Genomic DNA, 18048 nt, shown 5'->3' with positions numbered 1-18048 from the left:
CGCGTTTTGCTGCTTATACTTGTGGCAAACGGACATATTCAGGGAGGCGTTAAGTGAAAAAACTCACCGACAAGCAAAAATCCCGTCTCTGGGAGCAGCAGCGTAACGTCAATTTTCAGGCCAGTTGTCTCCTTGAAAAAGGTCATGGTCCTTCCGATCCCCACATTGAAACGCTGGAGCTTGGACCTTCCGCTCCTGGCTTGCCCCATCTGTGCCTTATTCACCGCCATCTGTACCGCAGAGAGTTGAAGCACGCTGGCGAGTTGCGTACTGATGATATTTTTAAGGGCGACATTCCTTTCTGCCATTTCGAGTACATTGAGAAGATGGGCAACGAACTGATGGCGGCGCTGGAAAGCGAAAAGTATCTGGTTGGTCTGGAGAAAGCGGCGTTTATAGAACGAATTAGCCATTATTATTGTGAAATCAACATGCTGCACCCTTTTGCCAGCGGTAACGGTATTGCTCAGCGTGTTTTCTTTGAGCAGCTGGCGATCCATGCGGGTTACGCGCTGGACTGGCGCGATATCGATCCCGAAGATTGGGTGGCGGCTAACCGGAGCGGCGCAACGGGCGATCTCAGCGCGTTAAACGCTATCTTTGCCAAAGTAGTGAGTGAAGCGCGGGAATCTGAGTAGAATAGGGCGGCATTTTTTTCGGGAGCCGCCATGATTCTGCTGATTGATAACTACGATTCCTTCACCTGGAACCTTTACCAGTATTTTTGTGAACTGGGTGCAGAGGTGGTTGTTCGCCGCAATGACGAGATTGGCCTTGCCGATATTGAGACGCTGGCTCCGCGAAAAATCGTCATCTCACCCGGCCCCTGCACACCGTCGGAATCGGGCATTTCGCTGGACGTTATCCGGCAGTATGCCGGCAAGCTGCCCATTCTGGGCGTCTGCCTGGGTCATCAGGCGATTGCCCAGGCGTTTGGGGCCACCATCGTCCGTGCGGCGAAAGTGATGCACGGCAAAACCTCGCCGGTCACGCACACGGGTACCGGGGTATTTACGGGGCTCAATAATCCATTGACCGTGACGCGCTATCATTCGCTGGTGATTGACCCGCCGACGCTGCCTGACTGCTTTGAGGTGACCGCCTGGAGCGATACGCAGGAGATCATGGGGATTCGTCACCGCGAATGGGATCTCGAAGGCGTGCAGTTCCATCCGGAAAGCATCCTCAGCGAACAGGGGCACGCGCTGCTGGCAAATTTCCTCAATCGCTGAATATCTGTTGCCTTGTTGTGATTTTTTATGCATATTTTGTGATTATATTTTCACAATTGATGTGACATAAAATGGATGGGCATGACATGGCAACTGAACAACCAGCAATTACCCGCGCGACATTCGATGAAGTGATTCTGCCGATTTATGCACCGGCTGAGTTTATCCCGGTAAAGGGAAAAGGCAGCCGAGTCTGGGATCAACAGGGTAAAGAGTACGTGGATTTCGCGGGCGGGATTGCGGTAACGGCGCTGGGTCATTGCCATCCTGCGCTGGTCGAGGCGCTGAAAACCCAGGGCGAAACCCTGTGGCACACCAGCAACGTCTTCACCAACGAACCGGCGCTGCGTCTTGGCCGCAAGATCATTGATGCCACGTTTGCCGAGCGCGTGCTGTTTATGAACTCCGGTACCGAAGCCAACGAAACCGCCTTCAAGCTGGCGCGCTACTATGCCACCACGCGCCACAGCCCATACAAAACCAAAATCATCGCTTTCCACAACGCCTTCCATGGGCGCTCCTTCTTTACCGTCTCCGTTGGTGGTCAGCCGAAGTATTCCGACGGTTTTGGTCCGAAACCGGCTGACATTGTCCACGTGCCGTTTAACGATCTGCATGCGGTAAAAGCGGTGATTGACGATCACACCTGCGCGGTGGTGGTGGAGCCGATTCAGGGCGAAGGTGGCGTGACGGCCGCCACGCCGGAATTCCTGAAAGGGCTGCGCGCGCTTTGCGACGAGCACCAGGCGCTGCTGGTATTTGATGAAGTGCAGTGCGGGATGGGGCGTACCGGCTCCCTGTTTGCCTATATGCACTACGGCGTGACGCCGGATATTCTGACCAGCGCCAAAGCGCTCGGCGGCGGTTTCCCGGTGAGTGCGGTCCTGACCACCCAGGAGATTGCCTCCGCGTTCCATGTGGGGTCGCACGGCTCCACTTACGGCGGTAATCCGCTGGCGAGCGCTGTGGCGGGCGCGGCGTTTGATATTATCAACACGCCTGAGGTTCTCAATGGCGTGGGCGCGAAGCGCGAACTGTTCGTAAAACATCTGCAAAAGATTGATGACCAGTACGACGTGTTCAGCGAGATCCGCGGGATGGGGCTGCTGATCGGTGCCGAGCTGAAACCGCAGTACAAAGGCCGCGCACGCGATTTCCTGCACGCCGCCGCCCACGAAGGGGTGATGGTGCTCAATGCCGGGCCGGACGTGATGCGTTTTGCGCCGTCGCTGGTGGTGGAAGAGAAAGACATTGAAGACGGTTTAACCCGCTTTGCCGCGGCAGTCGCGAAGATCGTAAAAGGTTAATACGCCGTCCGCTTCAGGCGACGGGTTAACCAAATCCCGTGATGCGGACGCTGACGCCATGCCACCGATGAAATGGTGTGCAGGGTGTTCAGATGTCCCAGAATGCGCTGTAAATGCTGCTCAAGGGTACTCATTGGCCCGTGGGTGAGCGTTTCCGGCGCTTCCAGAATATTTGAATCCCCCGACTCACCCGGCGCGTCATACTCCAGACGCTGCTGACAGCGCTGCAGAGCAATCTCACACGACTGCAGGTAACGTTGCGCCAGGTCTGGCGTCAGCATGGTATGTTCACGCGCGAGCGTGGTCATGGCGTTGATATGTTCGACGATAAACTGGCTGTGCGTCACCCAGAGCTTCATGTCCGCAAGATAGTGCGAGTTAAAGCCGGGCTCCTGCATCGCCTGGTTGAGCGAGTTGAACAGGGCGTTGTGCGCCTGGTTGACCTTCATCCGCTGATAAGCCAGCGGGGAGGGCTGAGGATCATCGCTCAGAATCAGGCGGATAGCCTCCTGGTCAGCCTCCAGCGCGTCGTGGGCGTTCTGCCTGAGCAGCCCGCTCTGCCACTGCGGCCACAGCCAGACCATACCACCAAAGGCAATCAGACAGCCGATGAGGGTATCAATCAGCCTGGCGACAATAAACTGTTCGCCATTGAGCGTGAGCAACTGCAGGGTATACACCGCCGTCACCGTAAAACCCACCATCGCCCAGCCGTAGTTTTTACGAATAATCAGGTAGCTCACCAGCGTAATCACCAACATTCCTGCCAGGGTATAGCCTTCCGGCACGTGGAAGTGCAGCGTCACGCCCGCAATAATCAGCCCCGCCATCGTTCCGCCGGCCCGGTGCAGAATCCGCACCCGCGTGGCGCCGTAGCCATTCTGGGTGACAAACAGCACGGTCATTAAGATCCAGTAGGGTTTCGGCAGATGCAGCGCCATGCCCATCAGGCTGGCGACACTGAGCATGACGCTAATCCGTGCGGCATTGCGCAGGGCGGACGATTTAAGCGACAGATAACTTCTGAGCGCGGGCAACAGCGGAAGCCGTTTTTGTTTGTCCGCCATCAGATCGCGGGAATAAAGCGGGCGCTGGGTACGCAGCACGCGGGCGATGCGGCTGAAGTGCCAGGCGGCAAACTGACCGACCGGGTTATCCGGATGCTGACGGGCGATTTTCTCCAGCGCGCCGAGCTGTTTGTCCATGTTAAAGCGCGTGGGGTAGCGGTGATAGAGAATATCGTCGGCCAGGATCCGCAGGCGCGCGGAGACGGTCTGTGCGTTCCAGCGGATCACCGCTTCAGCGTGGCTGCGCTCTACCAGTTTTTGCACCTCTTGCGGGTGGTGAAGACTTACGGAGATATGTTCCTGCAGATCCAGCCCCACCTGGAAAGTGCGCAGCAGCCGTTTATATTCGTGATTCTGGTTGGCGGCGAGCATATGCAGTTGCTGGTAGCACTGGCTTATCAGATCCACCATCTTTTGCTGACGGGTCAGCAGCGGGGGCAGCGATCTTTCCGGATCGGTATGCTGGGTGAGCAGGGTGTATTTGGCTTCACAATACTCCGCCAGCTGCACATAGAGCAGGCTCAGGGATTCACGCAGCGGTTGTTCGCGCCACAGCCAGAACCAGAACCAGTTAAACAGCCCGTACCATAATGTCCCCAGCGCGTAGATCAGCAGCGGCTCCCACACCGGCATATTTCCGGCGAGGCTCAGCGTGAAAATGGCCGCAATCAGCGAGGCGGGAAGTAGACGGGCGTGCAGCGAGCTGATTTCGGCGGTGACACCCAGGGTCATCGCCAGCACGGTCAGGATCAGCGGCAGCGGAATATCGCGCGCCAGCAGAAGCTGCACGGCGAGACTACAGCCGGCAAACAGTGAACCGCCAATGATGAGTCGTTTGAAAAAGCGCTTATGCGGCGTGTCCAGACCGGCAATGTTGCAGCAGGCGGGCACCAGAGAAAAGAGCAGACCTTGCTGAAGATGTCCGAGGAGCAGGCCTACGGCCACAGGAAGACACAACACCAGCGTTTGTCGCAGTGCGTAGTTAACTTCCGGGTGATAGATCAGCCTGCGCCACATGGGGAGTAGAGACAAAAACGGCGTGACACCTTGCGGTGACACGCCGTTTGAGCGGAATTAACGCGTTCCGTAAACCACGATGGTTTTACCGTGGGCGGAGATCAGGTTTTGATCTTCCAGCATTTTCAGGATACGACCTACGGTTTCACGGGAGCAACCGACGATCTGACCAATTTCCTGACGGGTAATTTTAATTTGCATGCCGTCCGGGTGGGTCATGGCGTCTGGCTGTTTCGCCAGGTTCAGCAGCGTCTGTGCAATACGGCCCGTCACGTCCAGGAAGGCGAGGTTGCCCACTTTCTCAGAGGTGACCTGCAGACGGCGCGCCATCTGGGAAGAAAGACGCATCAGGATGTCAGGGTTAACCTGAATCAGCTGACGGAATTTCTTGTAAGAAATTTCAGCCACTTCACATGCTGTCTTTGCACGAACCCAGGCGCTACGTTCCTGGCCCTCTTCAAACAGGCCCAGTTCACCGATGAAATCGCCCTGGTTCAGATAAGAAAGGATCATCTCTTTCCCTTCTTCATCTTTGATCAGCACTGCCACCGAGCCTTTAACGATGTAATACAACGTTTCCGCTTTTTCACCCTGGTGAATCAGCGTGCTCTTCGATGGGTACTTATGAATGTGGCAATGAGACAAGAACCATTCGAGAGTCGGGTCTGTTTGCGGTTTGCCAAGCACCATGCGCTGTTATCCTCTGTTATAAGCTGTCACCAGAGTCATCAGATGCATCCGGACTCTGGGGTTGCAATCGAATTCTTACCCATACCCTGGGAAGTCGGCTACCGTAACGTTTCGCAGCCAGTAAAGTTTGATGTCCTCTGCATACACGTGTAACGTCAATGTATTACTGTAGCATCCTGAGTGTTTTAGCATAGCTTTCGCCGCGTGTCTCCTGGTGTCTCGCTTCAGCATGATGCAGGTCGCCTTCCATTGCGAGAAATGTAACGCACGCGTAATCTGTCACCAAAAATGCAACGTTGGAGTTTAAGAATATGCAAGCGCGCGTGAAATGGGTTGAAGGTTTAACGTTCCTGGGCGAGTCCGCTTCCGGACACCAGATTTTGATGGATGGCAACTCCGGCGATAAAGCGCCAAGCCCAATGGAGATGGTGCTGATGGCGGCAGGGGGATGCAGCGCCATTGACGTGGTGTCGATTCTGCAGAAAGGCCGTCATGACGTGACAGATTGCGAGGTTAAACTGACCTCAGAACGTCGTGAAGAGGCGCCACGCCTGTTCACCCATATTAATCTGCACTTTGTTGTGACCGGCAAAGCGTTGAAAGACACGGCGGTATCACGCGCGGTGGACCTGTCGGCGGAGAAGTACTGCTCTGTGGCGTTAATGCTGGAGAAGGCGGTAAAAATCACCCATTCGTATGAAGTGATTGAGGCGTGATTGATTGGGCATCGTGCGTGTTGATGCCCTCACCCTAACCCTCTCCCACAGGGAGAGGGAATATGATTATGCGATCTGCTTCCCTTCCATCAGTCGCTGTACCAGCGGCGTCATGATGAGCTCCATTGCCAGTCCCATTTTTCCGCCCGGCACCACTAATGTATTCATGTGAGAAATGAACGAGCCCTGCAGCATCGCCAGCAGCCACGGATAATCAATGCCTTCGAGATTGCGGAAATGGATCACCACAAAGCTCTCATCCAGCGACGGGATACTTTTGGCGGCGAACGGGTTGGAGGTGTCCACCGTCGGCACGCGCTGGAAGTTGATATGGGTGCGGGAAAACTGCGGCGTCAGGTAGTTGATGTAATCTTCCATGGAACGCACCACCGAGTCCATCACTGCCTCGCGTGAGTGGCCGCGCTCGCTCATGTCACGCGTCAGTTTCTGGATCCACTCCAGGTTGACGATTGGGACCACGCCGACCAGCAGATCCACGTGGCGCGCCACGTCGTGCTGCGGCGTAACCACGCCGCCGTGTAATCCTTCGTAGAACAGAACGTCGGTAGGTTCCGGCAGCGGCTGCCAGGGAGTAAAGGTGCCCGGCACCTGATTCCAGGGAACGGCTTCATCATAGGTATGCAGATACTTGCGGGACTGCCCTTTGCCGCTCTGTCCGTACTCAATAAAGGTTTGCTCCAGCAGGCCGAAGTCATTGGCCTCCGGGCCGAAGTAACTGATGTGTTTACCCAGATCGCGCGCTTTACGGATGGCCATATCCATCTCCGGACGCGTGTAGCGGTGAAAGCTGTCGCCTTCGACCTCCGCCGCACGGAGATTCAGCTGGGCGAAAATCTTGCGAAAGGCGAGGCTGGTGGTGGTGGTTCCCGCACCACTCGACCCCGTAACGGCAATAATCGGATGTCTGGCAGACATAACAACTCCCTGACTGAAAAGGGTGGAAGATCAGCCGTGAAACGCGTTGCGGGGCATGATATTGACCGTCTCATGCAGTTCTGACCACACCAGCACCACGTCGCCGCTTTTCAGCTGGCGCTTTACATCGTTGACCTTTTGCTCAAGCGAGCGTTCATGTTCACCATAATCGGTGCCTTCGCGCAATACAAAGCTTTCAATCAGATTATCGAGCGTTTCGGGAGCCAGATCCTGCCAGGGAATAATCATTTTGCACCGTCCAGATAAGGGGTTAGCCAGTCAGGGATACGCGTCTCAAGCCACATTTTCGGGCGGCGCAGCGTGCCACCGATAAACCCGACGTGGCCGCCATGCTCGGTCAACTGATAGTGAACGTTGTCGGGCAGAAACTCCTGTGCGGGGATCGAGTGGTGATCCATAAAGGGGTCATCTTTGGCATGAATGATCAGCGTCGGTTGCGTGATCTTGCTGAGCAGCGGCATGGCGCTGCACTGACGATAGTAATCAATCGCATCGGCGAAGCCGTGAATTTTGGCGGTGATCAGATCGTCGAACTCGCGAATTCGGCGCACCTTTTTCAGCTGGCGCAGGCTGACCGGCAGCGTATCCGGGTAAGCCTTCAGCTTACGCGCCGCGTTGGCTTTCAGCAGGTTGAGCAGATAGCGCTGATAGACGCGGGAAAAGCCTTTATCCATATGGTAGCTGCACTGCTCCAGCATAAACGGGGCGGAGACAATGACCGCCGCATTCAGCGGTACGCTTTCGCCCTCTTTGGCCAGCAGACAGGCCAGCATATTGCCGCCCAGCGAGTAGCCCACGGCGGCGGTTGGCACGTTGCCAAAATTATCCCGCAGCCAGTGCAAAAACCACGTACCGTCTTCGGTTTCACCCGAGTGATAAATGCGTTTCTGACGATTGGGTTCGCCGCTACAGCCGCGAAAATGCATCACCACGCCGAGCCAGCCGCGCGCTTTTGCCGCCTCAATTAACCCATGCGCATAAGGGCTGTGCAGACTGCCTTCCAGACCGTGAAAGACCACCAGGCGCGGCTTATGGCGGGCCTGCTCAGGTGCTTCGCTCCAGGCGAGATCCAGAAAGTCACCGTCCGGCAGGTCAAGCCGTTGCCAGTGCGGGGTGAACTGAACCTTGCGGCGGATCAGTCGCGGCAGCATGGTCTGCAAATGGCGATTGGCCACGCCGCGCATAGGCACGAACTCAGTGCTGTCTTCGGCCGCAATGTCGAAGTCTGATGGAATGATTTGGGTCATAAGCGCGATGCTGATTCTTGTCGGAAATTTACGATACTTTCCGAATTGTACCCCGTTTAGCCAGGATTTCCGAACCAGGGACGGATCCTGTTCGCAAAACGGGGCAAATACTCAGTCGGCCTGCAGCATCGCTTCCAGCTGTTCCTGGGCGTCGAGCCAGGCCATCTCACACTCTTCGAGGTTCGATTTGGTCTTCGCCTGGGTTTGCAGGCAGTCCGTCAGCTCCGCTTTACGGCTCTGGTCATACAGACCGCTGTCGCCAAGCTTCTCTTCAACGGCAGCAAGCGTGGCGTTGAGCTTTTCCATCTCTTTTTCGAGACGGGCAATCTCTTTACGCAGCGGCTGCGTCTGGGTGCGCAGCTCCGCTTCGCGGCGTTTCTGGTCTTTACGCGCCTGGGCGCTGTTGGCGTTCTCTTTCGTTGGCTCTTCCGGCTGGTTTTCCTGCTTCTGCACGTCCGTCAGCCACTGCTGGTAGTCTTCCAGATCGCCGTCGAACGGCTCGACTTTGCCGTCGTGCACTAAGTAGAGATCGTCCGTGGTGGAGCGGATCAGGTGGCGGTCGTGCGAAACCACAACCAGTGCGCCTTCGAACTCAATCAGCGCTTCGGTCAGCGCCTGACGCATGTCGAGATCGAGGTGGTTGGTCGGTTCATCGAGCAGCAGCAGGTTCGGGCGCTGCCAGACGATCAGCGCCAGCACCAGACGAGCTTTTTCGCCGCCGGAGAAACGTTCGGTGTTTTCGGTGACCTTATCGCCCTGGAAGCCGAAGCCGCCGAGATAATCGCGCAGCTTCTGCTCCATCTCCTGCGGCGCCAGACGCGCCAGGTGCTGGATCGGGGATTCATCAGCGCGTAAAAATTCCAGCTGATGCTGGGCGAAGTAGCCAAGCTTGATGCCCTTCGCCAGCCCGATTTCGCCGCTGACCGGGTTAAGTTCGCCCGCCAGCAGTTTGATCAGCGTGGATTTACCGGCACCGTTGCGTCCCAGCAGACCAATACGTGAACCCGGCACCAGGTTGAGCTTGATGGAGTCGAGAATTGTACGATCGCCGTATCCGGCGCTCACTTTTTCCATCTTCAGCAGCGGGTTTGGCAGGCTTTCCGGCGCGCGGAAGCTGAAGTGGAACGGGTTGTCCACGTGCGCCGGGGCAATCATCTCCATGCGTTCCAGCATCTTGATGCGGCTCTGGGCCTGCTTCGCTTTAGACGCTTTGGCCTTGAAGCGATCCACAAAGCTCTGCAGGTGCGCGACGCGCTGCTGCTGGCTTTCGTACATGGACTGCTGCTGGGCAAGACGCGTCGCGCGCTGGCGCTCGAAGGAGCTGTAGTTACCGGTGTACTCGAACATCGTTTGCTGTTCGATGTGAATGATTTTATCCACCACCGGGTCGAGGAAGTCGCGGTCGTGGGAGATCAGAATCAGAGTGCCCTGATAGCTCTTAAGCCACTTCTCCAGCCAAATAACCGCATCGAGATCGAGGTGGTTGGTCGGTTCATCGAGCAGCAGCAGATCAGAGCGACAGATCAGCGCCTGCGCCAGGTTGAGGCGCATACGCCAGCCGCCGGAGAAGTCGCTGACCGGGCGTTCCAGCTGTTCATTGCTGAAGCCCAGGCCGTGCAACAGGCTGGAGGCGCGGGAGCGAATGGTCCACGCGTCAATGGCGTCCAGCTTGCCGTGAACGGTGGCGATGGCGTGGCCGTCGTTGCGCTCGTTAGCGGCATTGAGTTCCGCCTCGAGTTTACGGTATTCACGGTCCCCGTCGATAACATAGTCGAGTGCCGGTTCGCTGAGGGCGGGCGTCTCCTGGTTCACCCAGGCGAGCTGCCAGTTCCCCGGGAAGGTAAAGTTACCGCCATCCGCGCTAATCTCGTTTTTCAGCAGCGCCAGCAGCGTGGATTTACCACAACCGTTTTTGCCGACCAGACCCACTTTTTGGCCCGGGTTGATGGTAGCAGTGGCGTTATCCAGCAGGACGCGCACACCGCGACGAATTTGTAACGAGGAGAAAACAATCATAGAAGCGCCGTATGTTCCGACTATGTTAATTTGTCATTATGATAATGTAAGGTGTGGGCCATTTTCCGCACCGGGCCGCCATGGTAGCCCAAAACAACGACGATACACAAAAACAGAAACAAGACCGGGAGGGGAATGATGTCTCAGACAGCAAAAGTGCTGCTGCTGTATGCCCATCCGGAATCTCAGGACTCGGTGGCGAACCGGGTTCTGCTTAAGCCGGCTACTCAGCTCAGCAACGTGACGGTGCACGATCTCTACGCGCACTATCCTGATTTCTTTATTGATATTCCTTATGAGCAGGAACTGCTGCGTCAGCATGACGTGATTGTGTTCCAGCATCCGCTTTATACCTACAGCTGTCCGGCGCTGCTCAAAGAGTGGCTGGACCGCGTGCTGAGCCGGGGCTTCTCCAGCGGGGTGGGGGGCAACCAACTGGCGGGAAAGTACTGGCGTAGTGTGATCACCACCGGTGAGCCAGAAAGCGCTTACCGCCACGACGGGCTGAACCGCTATCCGATGAGCGACATCCTGCGGCCTTTCGAGCTGACGGCGGCAATGTGCCGTATGCACTGGATGAGCCCGATTATTGTCTACTGGGCGCGGCGTCAGGATCCCAAAGAGCTGGCGAGCCACGCCCGAGCCTATGGTGAATGGCTGGCGTCACCGATTCCGGCAGGAGGTCGTTAATGGAAGGATCGAATTTGCTCCTCGCCGGGGTGCTGTTTTTATTTGCGGCCGTTGTCGCGGTGCCGTTTGCTGCACGGATTGGAATCGGGGCGGTGCTGGGGTATCTGCTGGCGGGGATCGCGATTGGCCCCTGGGGGCTGGGATTCATCAGTGATGTGGATGAAATACTCCACTTCTCCGAGCTGGGCGTGGTGTTCCTGATGTTCATCATCGGACTTGAGCTCAACCCTTCTAAATTGTGGCAGCTCCGACGCTCTATCTTTGGCGTGGGTGCCGCGCAGGTGTTGTTCAGCGCCGCGATTCTGGGCGGCCTGCTAATGCTGACGGATTTTTCCTGGCAGGCGGCGGTGATAGGCGGAATAGGCCTTGCGATGTCGTCGACGGCGATGGCCCTGCAGCTGATGCGCGACAAAGGGATGAACCGCAACGAAGCCGGTCAGCTGGGCTTTTCGGTACTGCTGTTCCAGGATTTAGCGGTGATCCCGGCGCTGGCGCTGGTGCCGCTGCTGGCCGGTTCCGGCGACGATCATTTTGACTGGGCGAAAATTGCCATGAAGGTGCTGGCCTTTGCGGGCATGCTGATTGGCGGACGTTTCCTGTTACGTCCCGTGTTCCGTTTTATTGCCGCCTCGGGCGTGCGCGAAGTCTTTACCGCCGCGACGCTGCTGCTGGTACTGGGATCGGCGTTGTTTATGGACGCGCTGGGGCTGTCGATGGCGCTCGGCACCTTTATCGCCGGGGTGCTGCTGGCGGAGAGCGAATATCGCCACGAGCTGGAAATTGCTATCGATCCCTTCAAAGGGTTGCTGTTGGGGCTGTTCTTTATTTCGGTGGGGATGGCGCTCAATCTCGGCGTGCTCTATACCCATCTGCTGTGGGTTGTGGTCAGCGTTGCCATTCTGGTGGCGGTAAAAACACTGGTGCTGTACGTCATGGCACGCATTTACGGCTTGCGCAGTTCGGAGCGTATGCAGTTTGCCAGCGTGTTAAGCCAGGGGGGCGAGTTCGCGTTTGTGCTCTTCTCCACCGCCTCCTCCCAGAAGCTTTTTAAAGACGATCAGATGGCGCTTTTGCTGGTGACGGTTACGCTGTCGATGATGACCACGCCGCTGCTGATGAAGCTGGTGGATAAACTTCTGTCGCGCCGCTTAAACCCGTCTGACGATGAAGATGAAGCCCCGTGGGTGGAAGACGACAAGCCGCAGGTGATTGTGGTGGGCTTTGGCCGCTTCGGACAGGTTATCGGACGTTTGTTGATGGCGAACAAGATGCGCATTACCGTGCTGGAGCGCGATATCAGCGCGGTCAACCTGATGCGCAAATATGGCTATAAGGTTTATTACGGCGACGCGACCCAGCTCGAGCTGTTGCGCTCTGCTGGCGCAGAGGCTGCCGAATCCATTGTGATTACCTGCAACGATCCAGAAGACACGATGAAGCTGGTGGAGCTCTGTCAGCAGCATTTTCCGCATCTGCACATTCTGGCGCGTGCGCGTGGACGTGTTGAAGCTCACGAACTGTTGCAGGCGGGTGTGAAACACTTCTCGCGTGAAACGTTTTCCAGTGCGCTGGAGTTGGGTCGCAAAGCGTTAATCTCGCTGGGGATGCATCCTCACCAGGCGCAACGCGCCCAGATGCATTTCCGCCGGCTGGATATGCGGATGTTACGCGAGCTGATGCCGGTGCATACCGATACGGCGCAGATCTCTCGCGTGCGGGAAGCGCGTCGCGAACTGGAGGAGATCTTCCAGCGCGAGATGCAACAGGAACGACGCCAGCTTGATGGCTGGGATGAATTTGAATAAAGGGTAACGAAAGATGGCTGTACGTAAACGCTTTATTGCGGGTGCAAAATGTCCCTCCTGCCAGGCGCAAGATACCCTGGCGATGTGGCGGGAGAATAATATTGATGTTGTTGAGTGTGTTAAGTGCGGTCACCAGATGCGTGAAGCTGATAAAGAGGCCCGCGATCATGTGCGCAAAGAAGAGCAAGTTATCGGGATTTTTCATCCGGACTAGCGATATGCCCTGAGTTTTTTTAAGCTAAAGGGTACACGGGTGCAGATTTCCGCTACAATCTGCGCCAGCAATTTTCCCACGCTCAGGAGATATCATGAAAGTAGCAAAAGACCTGGTGGTCAGCCTGGCCTATCAGGTACGTACAGAAGACGGTGTGTTGGTTGATGAGTCTCCGGTGAGTGCGCCGCTTGACTACCTGCATGGTCACGGTTCCCTGATTTCTGGCCTGGAAAACGCGCTGGAAGGTCATGAAGTTGGCGACAAATTTGACGTTGCTGTAGGCGCGAACGACGCTTACGGTCAGTATGACGACAACCTGGTTCAGCGCGTGCCTAAAGACGTGTTCATGGGCGTTGACGAGCTGCAGGTTGGCATGCGTTTCCTGGCTGAAACCGACCAGGGTCCGGTTCCTGTTGAAATCACCGAAGTGGAAGACGACCACGTTGTGGTTGACGGCAACCACATGCTGGCTGGCCAGAACCTGAAGTTCAACGTTGAAGTTGTCGCTATCCGTGAAGCAACCGAAGAAGAGCTGGCTCATGGCCACGTTCACGGTGCGCACGGTCACGACCATGACCACGATCACGGCCACGACGGCTGCTGCGGTGGCCACGGCCATGACCATGGTCACGACCACGGTCACGGTAAAGGTGGTTGCGGTAACGGCGGCTGCGGTTGCCACTAAGACCTGTCGTTTGACATGCTGGCCCGGTAAGCTTTGCGACACCGGGCACAAAAAAGCGGGAGAATCCCGCTTTTTTTATGCCTCAATAATGAGGAGGTGGCGTCTCTTCTGACTGAGAGGCAATGTTCGACGGCTGGGTGGCCTTCAGCTTTTCCGTCAGCAGGCGCATATGATCTCGCAGTTTCGCCATTTCGAGCTCATGTGCGGTCACGGTCTGGTTTAGTTCTTCGATGGTGATGTCCTGAAAAGCCAGGCGGCTTTCCAGCTCAGCCATTCTCGCTTCTAATGCTGTATCCTTCATCATTCACCTCGTTTATTTCAGATTCGCCATAATGGCCCCGCGGCGGCGCAGTTTAACTGAGTTTATCCTTAAGTACAGTCTGCATCCCCCTGGCAAGAAACTTATTTAAACAAAAATAGTCTGAAAAGTGGCGAGAATTGGAAGTGTCTGTCTGTAGATTTCTTCCGCAACGTTTTATAGTACGTCACTCATTTTACGTTTAATGCTGGGGTGAGAGTCCCCAGGCCCTGGAGATATGGATGAAATCACTGTTTAAAGTAACGCTGCTGGCAACGACAATGGCTGTTGCGCTGAACGCGCCGCTGTCATTCGCGGCTGACACTGCTGCGAAGCCTGCTGCCACGGCAGACAGCAAAGCGGCGTTCAAAAATGACGACCAGAAATCCGCCTACGCACTGGGCGCATCTCTGGGCCGTTACATGGAAAACTCTCTGAAAGAACAAGAGAAACTGGGCATCAAACTGGATAAAGCCCAACTGATCGCCGGCGTTCAGGACGCCTTTGCTGATAAGAGCAAGCTCTCTGACCAGGAAATCGAACAGACTCTGCAGGCGTTTGAAGCGCGTGTGAAAGGTGCCGCTCAGACTAAGATGGAAGCGGACGCGAAAGACAACGAAGCGAAAGGCAAAGCCTACCGCGATACCTTTGCTAAAGAGAAAGGCGTGAAAACCTCGTCTACTGGCCTGGTGTACAAAGTTGAGAAAGAAGGTACCGGCGATGCACCTAAAGACAGCGACACTGTTGTCGTGAACTACAAAGGTACGCTGATCGACGGTAAAGAGTTCGATAACTCTTACACCCGTGGTGAGCCACTCTCTTTCCGTCTGGATGGTGTGATCCCTGGCTGGACTGAAGGCCTGAAAAACATCAAGAAAGGCGGCAAAATCAAGCTGGTTATCCCACCGGATCTGGCCTATGGCAAAACCGGCGTTCCGGGTATCCCTGCCAACTCTACGCTGGTCTTTGACGTAGAGCTGCTGGACATCAAACCGGCTCCGAAAGCGGATGCGAAGGCAGACGCGCCGGCTGAAGAAAAAGCAGCGACAGACGCTAAGAAGTAATGTGACAAAAACCGCCGCCTTTCAGGCGGCGGTTTTTTTATTGTGGGGCAGATATAATTAACACTGGAAAGCGCTATACACGCTGTATTAATTTAGTTGTCCGTGTAGATAATGAGCCTGCCCTGAAAACCGAATGACAGGCTCCTGAAAAGGAGTGTTTTTTTCATGTCCAGGTCGCTTTTAACCAACGAAACCAGTGAACTTGATTTGCTGGATCAACGTCCTTTTGACCAGACCGACTTCGATATTCTGAAATCCTATGAAGCGGTGGTGGACGGGTTAGCGATGCTCATTGGCTCCCACTGCGAAATCGTATTGCACTCCCTGCAAGATCTGAAGTGTTCCGCTATCCGCATTGCGAATGGTGAGCATACTGGCCGTAAAATTGGTTCGCCAATCACCGACCTTGCATTGCGTATGTTGCATGACATGACCGGCGCGGACAGCAGCGTCTCCAAATGCTATTTCACCCGCGCCAAAAGTGGCGTGCTGATGAAATCAGAAACTATCGCGATTCGAAACCGCGAGCATCGTGTGATTGGGCTGCTGTGCATCAACATGAACCTTGATGTGCCATTCTCGCAAATCATGAGCACCTTTATTCCACCTGAAACGCCGGATGTTGGCTCATCGGTTAACTTTGCCTCCTCCGTCGAAGATCTGGTCACGCAGACGCTTGAGTTTACGATTGAAGAGGTGAATGCCGATCGCAACGTCTCAAACAACGCCAAGAATCGCCAGATCGTGCTTAATCTCTACGAGAAAGGGATTTTTGATATTAAAGACGCCATCAACCAGGTTGCCGATCGTCTGAACATCTCCAAGCACACGGTCTACCTCTACATCCGCCAGTTCAAAAGCGGTGATTTCCTGGGACAAGACAAGTAATGCGTTTTGCGTTAATGGTGACAGGCCCGGCGTACGGTACACAGCAGGCCAGCAGCGCGCTGCAGTTTGCGCATGCGCTTCTGGCGGCCGGGCATGACCTGGTGAGCGTCTTCTTCTATCGGGAAGGGGTGTATAACGCGAACCAGTTTACGTCGCCGGCGAGCGACGAGTTTGATCTGGTACGTGCCTGGCAGGCCTTAAACGAAAAGCAGGGCGTTGCGCTGCATATCTGCGTCGCGGCGGCGCTGCGTCGCGGTGTCGCTGATGCAACTGAAGCCGGGCGTCTTGGTTTAGCAGGCGCTAACCTGCAGCCCGGTTTTTCGTTGAGTGGTCTCGGGGCACTGGCCCAGGCGGCGTTAACCTGCGACAGAGTGGTGCAGTTCTGATGAAGCGTGTCGCGTTTGTTTTTACCTCGGCACCGCACGGCAATGCATCCGGCAGAGAAGGGCTGGATGCGCTGCTCGCGACTTCCGCGTTGACTGAAGATATCGGCGTCTTCTTTTTGGGGGACGGGGTGTTTCAGCTTCTGGCGGGTCAGCAGCCACAGGCCATTCTGGCGCGGGATTATATCGCCACCTTCAAAGTGTTACCGCTGTACGACATTGAAACGGTGTATGTCTGCGCCGATTCGCTGACCGCGCGCGGATTAAATGACAAGACGCCCCTGGTGCTGGATGCGACGCGCTTGCCCTCCGCTGCCCTGCGCGAGCAACTCTCGCATTACGACACTATTCTGACTTTCTGAGGCTGCCATGCTCCATACCCTGAGCCGCTCACCGTGGCAATGTGATATCGACACGCTCGTGAGCATGCTGCGCGAAGGCGATGATCTGCTGTTGATTCAGGATGGCGTGCTTGCTGCGCTGGAAGGCAGCCGTTTCGTTGAAATCCTCACGAATGCCCCCATAAGTGTCTCTGCGCTGAAGGAGGATCTGGATGCGCGGGGTCTTTCTGGTCAAATTTCAGCCAAAATTGACGTGGTTGGCTATACTGATTTCGTCAATCTTACTGTGACGCACGCCAGTCAAATGAACTGGTGATTTGAGATCGCTGTATATTTCTTGACACCTTTTCGACGTAGCCCTAAAATTTCGCGTCCTCATATTGTATGAGGTCGTTTTATTACGTGTTTACGAAGCAAAAGCTAAAACCAGGAGCTATTTAATGGCAACAGTTAACCAGCTGGTACGCAAACCACGTGCACGCAAAGTTGCAAAGAGCAACGTGCCTGCGCTGGAAGCCTGCCCGCAGAAACGTGGTGTATGTACTCGTGTATATACCACCACTCCTAAAAAACCAAACTCCGCACTGCGTAAAGTATGCCGTGTGCGTTTGACTAACGGTTTCGAAGTGACTTCCTACATCGGTGGTGAAGGTCACAACCTGCAGGAGCACTCCGTGATCCTGATCCGTGGCGGTCGTGTTAAAGACCTTCCGGGTGTTCGTTACCACACCGTTCGTGGTGCGCTGGACTGCTCAGGTGTTAAAGACCGTAAGCAGGCTCGCTCCAAGTACGGCGTGAAGCGTCCTAAGGCTTAATGGTTCTCCGTTAAGTAAGGCCAAACTGATTTATCTTAATGTCAAACTAAACTCGTAGAGTTTTGGACAATCCTGAATTAACAACGGAGTATTCCCATGCCACGTCGTCGCGTCATTGGTCAGCGTAAAATTCTTCCAGATCCGAAATTCGGATCAGAACTGCTGGCAAAATTTGTAAATATCCTGATGGTAGATGGTAAAAAATCTACTGCAGAAGCAATCGTATACAGCGCGCTGGAGACCCTGGCTCAGCGCTCTGGTAAAAATGAACTGGAAGCTTTCGAAGTCGCTCTCGACAACGTGCGCCCGACTGTAGAAGTTAAGTCTCGCCGCGTTGGTGGTTCTACTTATCAGGTTCCAGTTGAAGTTCGTCCGGTTCGTCGTAATGCTCTGGCAATGCGTTGGATCGTTGAAGCTGCTCGTAAACGCGGTGATAAATCCATGGCTCTGCGTCTGGCGAACGAACTTTCTGATGCTGCAGACAACAAAGGTACTGCAGTTAAGAAACGTGAAGACGTTCACCGTATGGCAGAAGCCAACAAGGCGTTCGCACACTACCGTTGGTAATCCCTTCGGAGTATTAGTCACCAGGCGGGCGCTTCAGAGAAGCCGCCCG

22 protein-coding genes are annotated in these 18048 nt (G+C 55.4%); 15 read left to right on the top strand and 7 right to left on the bottom strand.

Features of this window, described 5'->3' with window-relative positions; all coding sequences use genetic code 11:
- Positions 1 to 53 precede the first annotated feature (53 nt).
- From C1N69_RS20995 to argD, 3 genes are all read left to right on the top strand, one after another.
- Positions 54 to 638, top strand: a complete 585-nt coding sequence (locus C1N69_RS20995) for a putative adenosine monophosphate-protein transferase Fic (protein WP_095442059.1) — start codon at positions 54 to 56, stop codon at positions 636 to 638.
- A gap of 30 nt (positions 639 to 668) precedes the next feature.
- Positions 669 to 1232, top strand: coding sequence for an aminodeoxychorismate synthase component 2 (gene pabA, locus C1N69_RS20990; protein WP_155031820.1), 564 nt, complete (start codon positions 669 to 671; stop codon positions 1230 to 1232).
- Positions 1233 to 1318: 86 nt separating this feature from the next.
- Positions 1319 to 2539 carry a bifunctional acetylornithine/succinyldiaminopimelate transaminase gene (argD, locus tag C1N69_RS20985; protein WP_179958044.1) on the top strand — a complete coding sequence of 407 codons (1221 nt, stop codon included), beginning with the start codon at positions 1319 to 1321 and terminating at the stop codon, positions 2537 to 2539.
- On the opposite strand, the gene C1N69_RS20980 is transcribed toward argD, so the two are convergent.
- Entirely contained in the window at positions 2536 to 4623 is a 2088-nt protein-coding gene (locus C1N69_RS20980; protein WP_155031955.1) for a YccS/YhfK family putative transporter, read from the bottom strand. The two genes, argD and C1N69_RS20980, sit on opposite strands and share 4 nt — an antisense overlap.
- 57 nt (positions 4624 to 4680) lie before the next feature.
- Complete coding sequence (gene crp, locus C1N69_RS20975; protein WP_000242758.1) at positions 4681 to 5313, bottom strand: cAMP-activated global transcriptional regulator CRP; 633 nt, start codon at positions 5311 to 5313, stop codon at positions 4681 to 4683.
- Positions 5314 to 5624: 311 nt separating this feature from the next.
- Here crp and C1N69_RS20970 point away from each other — a divergent pair, with 311 nt between their 5' ends.
- On the top strand, positions 5625 to 6029 hold the full coding sequence (locus tag C1N69_RS20970) for an OsmC family protein (RefSeq protein WP_155031818.1): 405 nt from the start codon (positions 5625 to 5627) through the stop codon (positions 6027 to 6029).
- A 66-nt stretch (positions 6030 to 6095) separates the two neighbouring features.
- On the opposite strand, the gene C1N69_RS20965 is transcribed toward C1N69_RS20970, so the two are convergent.
- From C1N69_RS20965 to C1N69_RS20950, 4 genes are all read right to left on the bottom strand, one after another.
- The gene (locus C1N69_RS20965; protein WP_155031817.1) at positions 6096 to 6965 is read right to left on the bottom strand and encodes a phosphoribulokinase; all 870 of its coding nucleotides are present in this window, start codon (positions 6963 to 6965) and stop codon (positions 6096 to 6098) included.
- A gap of 30 nt (positions 6966 to 6995) precedes the next feature.
- The gene (locus C1N69_RS20960) at positions 6996 to 7214 is read right to left on the bottom strand and encodes a YheU family protein (protein WP_013099053.1); all 219 of its coding nucleotides are present in this window, start codon (positions 7212 to 7214) and stop codon (positions 6996 to 6998) included.
- On the bottom strand, positions 7211 to 8233 hold the full coding sequence (locus C1N69_RS20955) for a hydrolase (RefSeq protein ID WP_045285963.1): 1023 nt from the start codon (positions 8231 to 8233) through the stop codon (positions 7211 to 7213). The genes C1N69_RS20960 and C1N69_RS20955 overlap by 4 nt, the downstream gene beginning before the upstream one ends.
- Before the next feature lie 111 nt (positions 8234 to 8344).
- The gene (locus tag C1N69_RS20950; protein WP_059386645.1) at positions 8345 to 10249 is read right to left on the bottom strand and encodes an ABC transporter ATP-binding protein; all 1905 of its coding nucleotides are present in this window, start codon (positions 10247 to 10249) and stop codon (positions 8345 to 8347) included.
- A gap of 138 nt (positions 10250 to 10387) precedes the next feature.
- Here C1N69_RS20950 and kefG point away from each other — a divergent pair, with 138 nt between their 5' ends.
- The 4 genes from kefG (at position 10388) to slyD (ending at position 13643) form a co-directional block, all read left to right on the top strand.
- Positions 10388 to 10939: a glutathione-regulated potassium-efflux system ancillary protein KefG gene (gene kefG / locus C1N69_RS20945; RefSeq protein WP_014885493.1), complete on the top strand. Its 552-nt coding sequence runs from the start codon at positions 10388 to 10390 to the stop codon at positions 10937 to 10939.
- Positions 10939 to 12744, top strand: a complete 1806-nt coding sequence (gene kefB / locus C1N69_RS20940; protein ID WP_025758061.1) for a glutathione-regulated potassium-efflux system protein KefB — start codon at positions 10939 to 10941, stop codon at positions 12742 to 12744. The genes kefG and kefB overlap by 1 nt, the downstream gene beginning before the upstream one ends.
- Before the next feature lie 13 nt (positions 12745 to 12757).
- Positions 12758 to 12958: a YheV family putative zinc ribbon protein gene (locus tag C1N69_RS20935; protein ID WP_013099038.1), complete on the top strand. Its 201-nt coding sequence runs from the start codon at positions 12758 to 12760 to the stop codon at positions 12956 to 12958.
- 94 nt (positions 12959 to 13052) lie between these two features.
- Complete coding sequence (gene slyD / locus C1N69_RS20930) at positions 13053 to 13643, top strand: peptidylprolyl isomerase (protein WP_008503010.1); 591 nt, start codon at positions 13053 to 13055, stop codon at positions 13641 to 13643.
- A gap of 82 nt (positions 13644 to 13725) precedes the next feature.
- Here the strand turns inward: slyD and C1N69_RS20925 are convergent, their stop codons facing one another.
- Positions 13726 to 13944, bottom strand: coding sequence for a protein SlyX (locus C1N69_RS20925; RefSeq protein WP_024907948.1), 219 nt, complete (start codon positions 13942 to 13944; stop codon positions 13726 to 13728).
- A gap of 239 nt (positions 13945 to 14183) precedes the next feature.
- Here C1N69_RS20925 and fkpA point away from each other — a divergent pair, with 239 nt between their 5' ends.
- From fkpA to rpsG, 7 genes are all read left to right on the top strand, one after another.
- The gene (gene fkpA, locus C1N69_RS20920) at positions 14184 to 15005 is read left to right on the top strand and encodes an FKBP-type peptidyl-prolyl cis-trans isomerase (protein WP_025758059.1); all 822 of its coding nucleotides are present in this window, start codon (positions 14184 to 14186) and stop codon (positions 15003 to 15005) included.
- A gap of 165 nt (positions 15006 to 15170) precedes the next feature.
- Positions 15171 to 15893, top strand: coding sequence for a helix-turn-helix transcriptional regulator (locus C1N69_RS20915; RefSeq protein WP_003861697.1), 723 nt, complete (start codon positions 15171 to 15173; stop codon positions 15891 to 15893).
- Positions 15893 to 16279, top strand: coding sequence for a sulfurtransferase complex subunit TusD (gene tusD, locus C1N69_RS20910; protein ID WP_155031816.1), 387 nt, complete (start codon positions 15893 to 15895; stop codon positions 16277 to 16279). Before C1N69_RS20915 ends, tusD begins: the two co-directional genes overlap by 1 nt.
- Positions 16279 to 16638 (top strand): sulfurtransferase complex subunit TusC, encoded by a 360-nt coding sequence (tusC, locus tag C1N69_RS20905; protein ID WP_155031815.1) that lies wholly within the window; start codon positions 16279 to 16281, stop codon positions 16636 to 16638. Before tusD ends, tusC begins: the two co-directional genes overlap by 1 nt.
- A 7-nt stretch (positions 16639 to 16645) precedes the next feature.
- Positions 16646 to 16933, top strand: coding sequence for a sulfurtransferase complex subunit TusB (gene tusB / locus C1N69_RS20900; RefSeq protein WP_155031814.1), 288 nt, complete (start codon positions 16646 to 16648; stop codon positions 16931 to 16933).
- A gap of 124 nt (positions 16934 to 17057) precedes the next feature.
- Positions 17058 to 17432: a 30S ribosomal protein S12 gene (rpsL, locus tag C1N69_RS20895; RefSeq protein WP_000246815.1), complete on the top strand. Its 375-nt coding sequence runs from the start codon at positions 17058 to 17060 to the stop codon at positions 17430 to 17432.
- 96 nt (positions 17433 to 17528) lie between these two features.
- Complete coding sequence (gene rpsG / locus C1N69_RS20890; RefSeq protein WP_004106370.1) at positions 17529 to 17999, top strand: 30S ribosomal protein S7; 471 nt, start codon at positions 17529 to 17531, stop codon at positions 17997 to 17999.
- The last annotated feature ends 49 nt before the right edge of the window (positions 18000 to 18048 follow it).

This window comes from Enterobacter sichuanensis (assembly GCF_009036245.1).
Classification (GTDB): domain Bacteria; phylum Pseudomonadota; class Gammaproteobacteria; order Enterobacterales; family Enterobacteriaceae; genus Enterobacter; species Enterobacter sichuanensis.
Note: the sequence above shows the minus strand (reverse complement) of the source record. Positions and strands in the feature narration are given on the sequence as shown.

What these genes read in the sequence shown, in the direction of transcription:
- C1N69_RS20950 (WP_059386645.1), bottom strand. Translation starts at nt 10,249, where the DNA reads ATGATTGTTTTCTCCTCGTTACAAATTCGTCGCGGTGTGCGCGTCCTG.
- slyD (WP_008503010.1), top strand. Translation starts at nt 13,053, where the DNA reads ATGAAAGTAGCAAAAGACCTGGTGGTCAGCCTGGCCTATCAGGTACGT.
- fkpA (WP_025758059.1), top strand. Translation starts at nt 14,184, where the DNA reads ATGAAATCACTGTTTAAAGTAACGCTGCTGGCAACGACAATGGCTGTT.
- tusB (WP_155031814.1), top strand. Translation starts at nt 16,646, where the DNA reads ATGCTCCATACCCTGAGCCGCTCACCGTGGCAATGTGATATCGACACG.
- tusC (WP_155031815.1), top strand. Translation starts at nt 16,279, where the DNA reads ATGAAGCGTGTCGCGTTTGTTTTTACCTCGGCACCGCACGGCAATGCA.
- pabA (WP_155031820.1), top strand. Translation starts at nt 669, where the DNA reads ATGATTCTGCTGATTGATAACTACGATTCCTTCACCTGGAACCTTTAC.
- C1N69_RS20925 (WP_024907948.1), bottom strand. Translation starts at nt 13,944, where the DNA reads ATGAAGGATACAGCATTAGAAGCGAGAATGGCTGAGCTGGAAAGCCGC.
- tusD (WP_155031816.1), top strand. Translation starts at nt 15,893, where the DNA reads ATGCGTTTTGCGTTAATGGTGACAGGCCCGGCGTACGGTACACAGCAG.
- C1N69_RS20935 (WP_013099038.1), top strand. Translation starts at nt 12,758, where the DNA reads ATGGCTGTACGTAAACGCTTTATTGCGGGTGCAAAATGTCCCTCCTGC.
- crp (WP_000242758.1), bottom strand. Translation starts at nt 5,313, where the DNA reads ATGGTGCTTGGCAAACCGCAAACAGACCCGACTCTCGAATGGTTCTTG.
- C1N69_RS20915 (WP_003861697.1), top strand. Translation starts at nt 15,171, where the DNA reads ATGTCCAGGTCGCTTTTAACCAACGAAACCAGTGAACTTGATTTGCTG.
- C1N69_RS20955 (WP_045285963.1), bottom strand. Translation starts at nt 8,233, where the DNA reads ATGACCCAAATCATTCCATCAGACTTCGACATTGCGGCCGAAGACAGC.
- rpsG (WP_004106370.1), top strand. Translation starts at nt 17,529, where the DNA reads ATGCCACGTCGTCGCGTCATTGGTCAGCGTAAAATTCTTCCAGATCCG.
- C1N69_RS20965 (WP_155031817.1), bottom strand. Translation starts at nt 6,965, where the DNA reads ATGTCTGCCAGACATCCGATTATTGCCGTTACGGGGTCGAGTGGTGCG.
- C1N69_RS20980 (WP_155031955.1), bottom strand. Translation starts at nt 4,623, where the DNA reads ATGTGGCGCAGGCTGATCTATCACCCGGAAGTTAACTACGCACTGCGA.
- C1N69_RS20970 (WP_155031818.1), top strand. Translation starts at nt 5,625, where the DNA reads ATGCAAGCGCGCGTGAAATGGGTTGAAGGTTTAACGTTCCTGGGCGAG.
- kefB (WP_025758061.1), top strand. Translation starts at nt 10,939, where the DNA reads ATGGAAGGATCGAATTTGCTCCTCGCCGGGGTGCTGTTTTTATTTGCG.
- argD (WP_179958044.1), top strand. Translation starts at nt 1,319, where the DNA reads ATGGCAACTGAACAACCAGCAATTACCCGCGCGACATTCGATGAAGTG.
- kefG (WP_014885493.1), top strand. Translation starts at nt 10,388, where the DNA reads ATGTCTCAGACAGCAAAAGTGCTGCTGCTGTATGCCCATCCGGAATCT.
- C1N69_RS20960 (WP_013099053.1), bottom strand. Translation starts at nt 7,214, where the DNA reads ATGATTATTCCCTGGCAGGATCTGGCTCCCGAAACGCTCGATAATCTG.
- rpsL (WP_000246815.1), top strand. Translation starts at nt 17,058, where the DNA reads ATGGCAACAGTTAACCAGCTGGTACGCAAACCACGTGCACGCAAAGTT.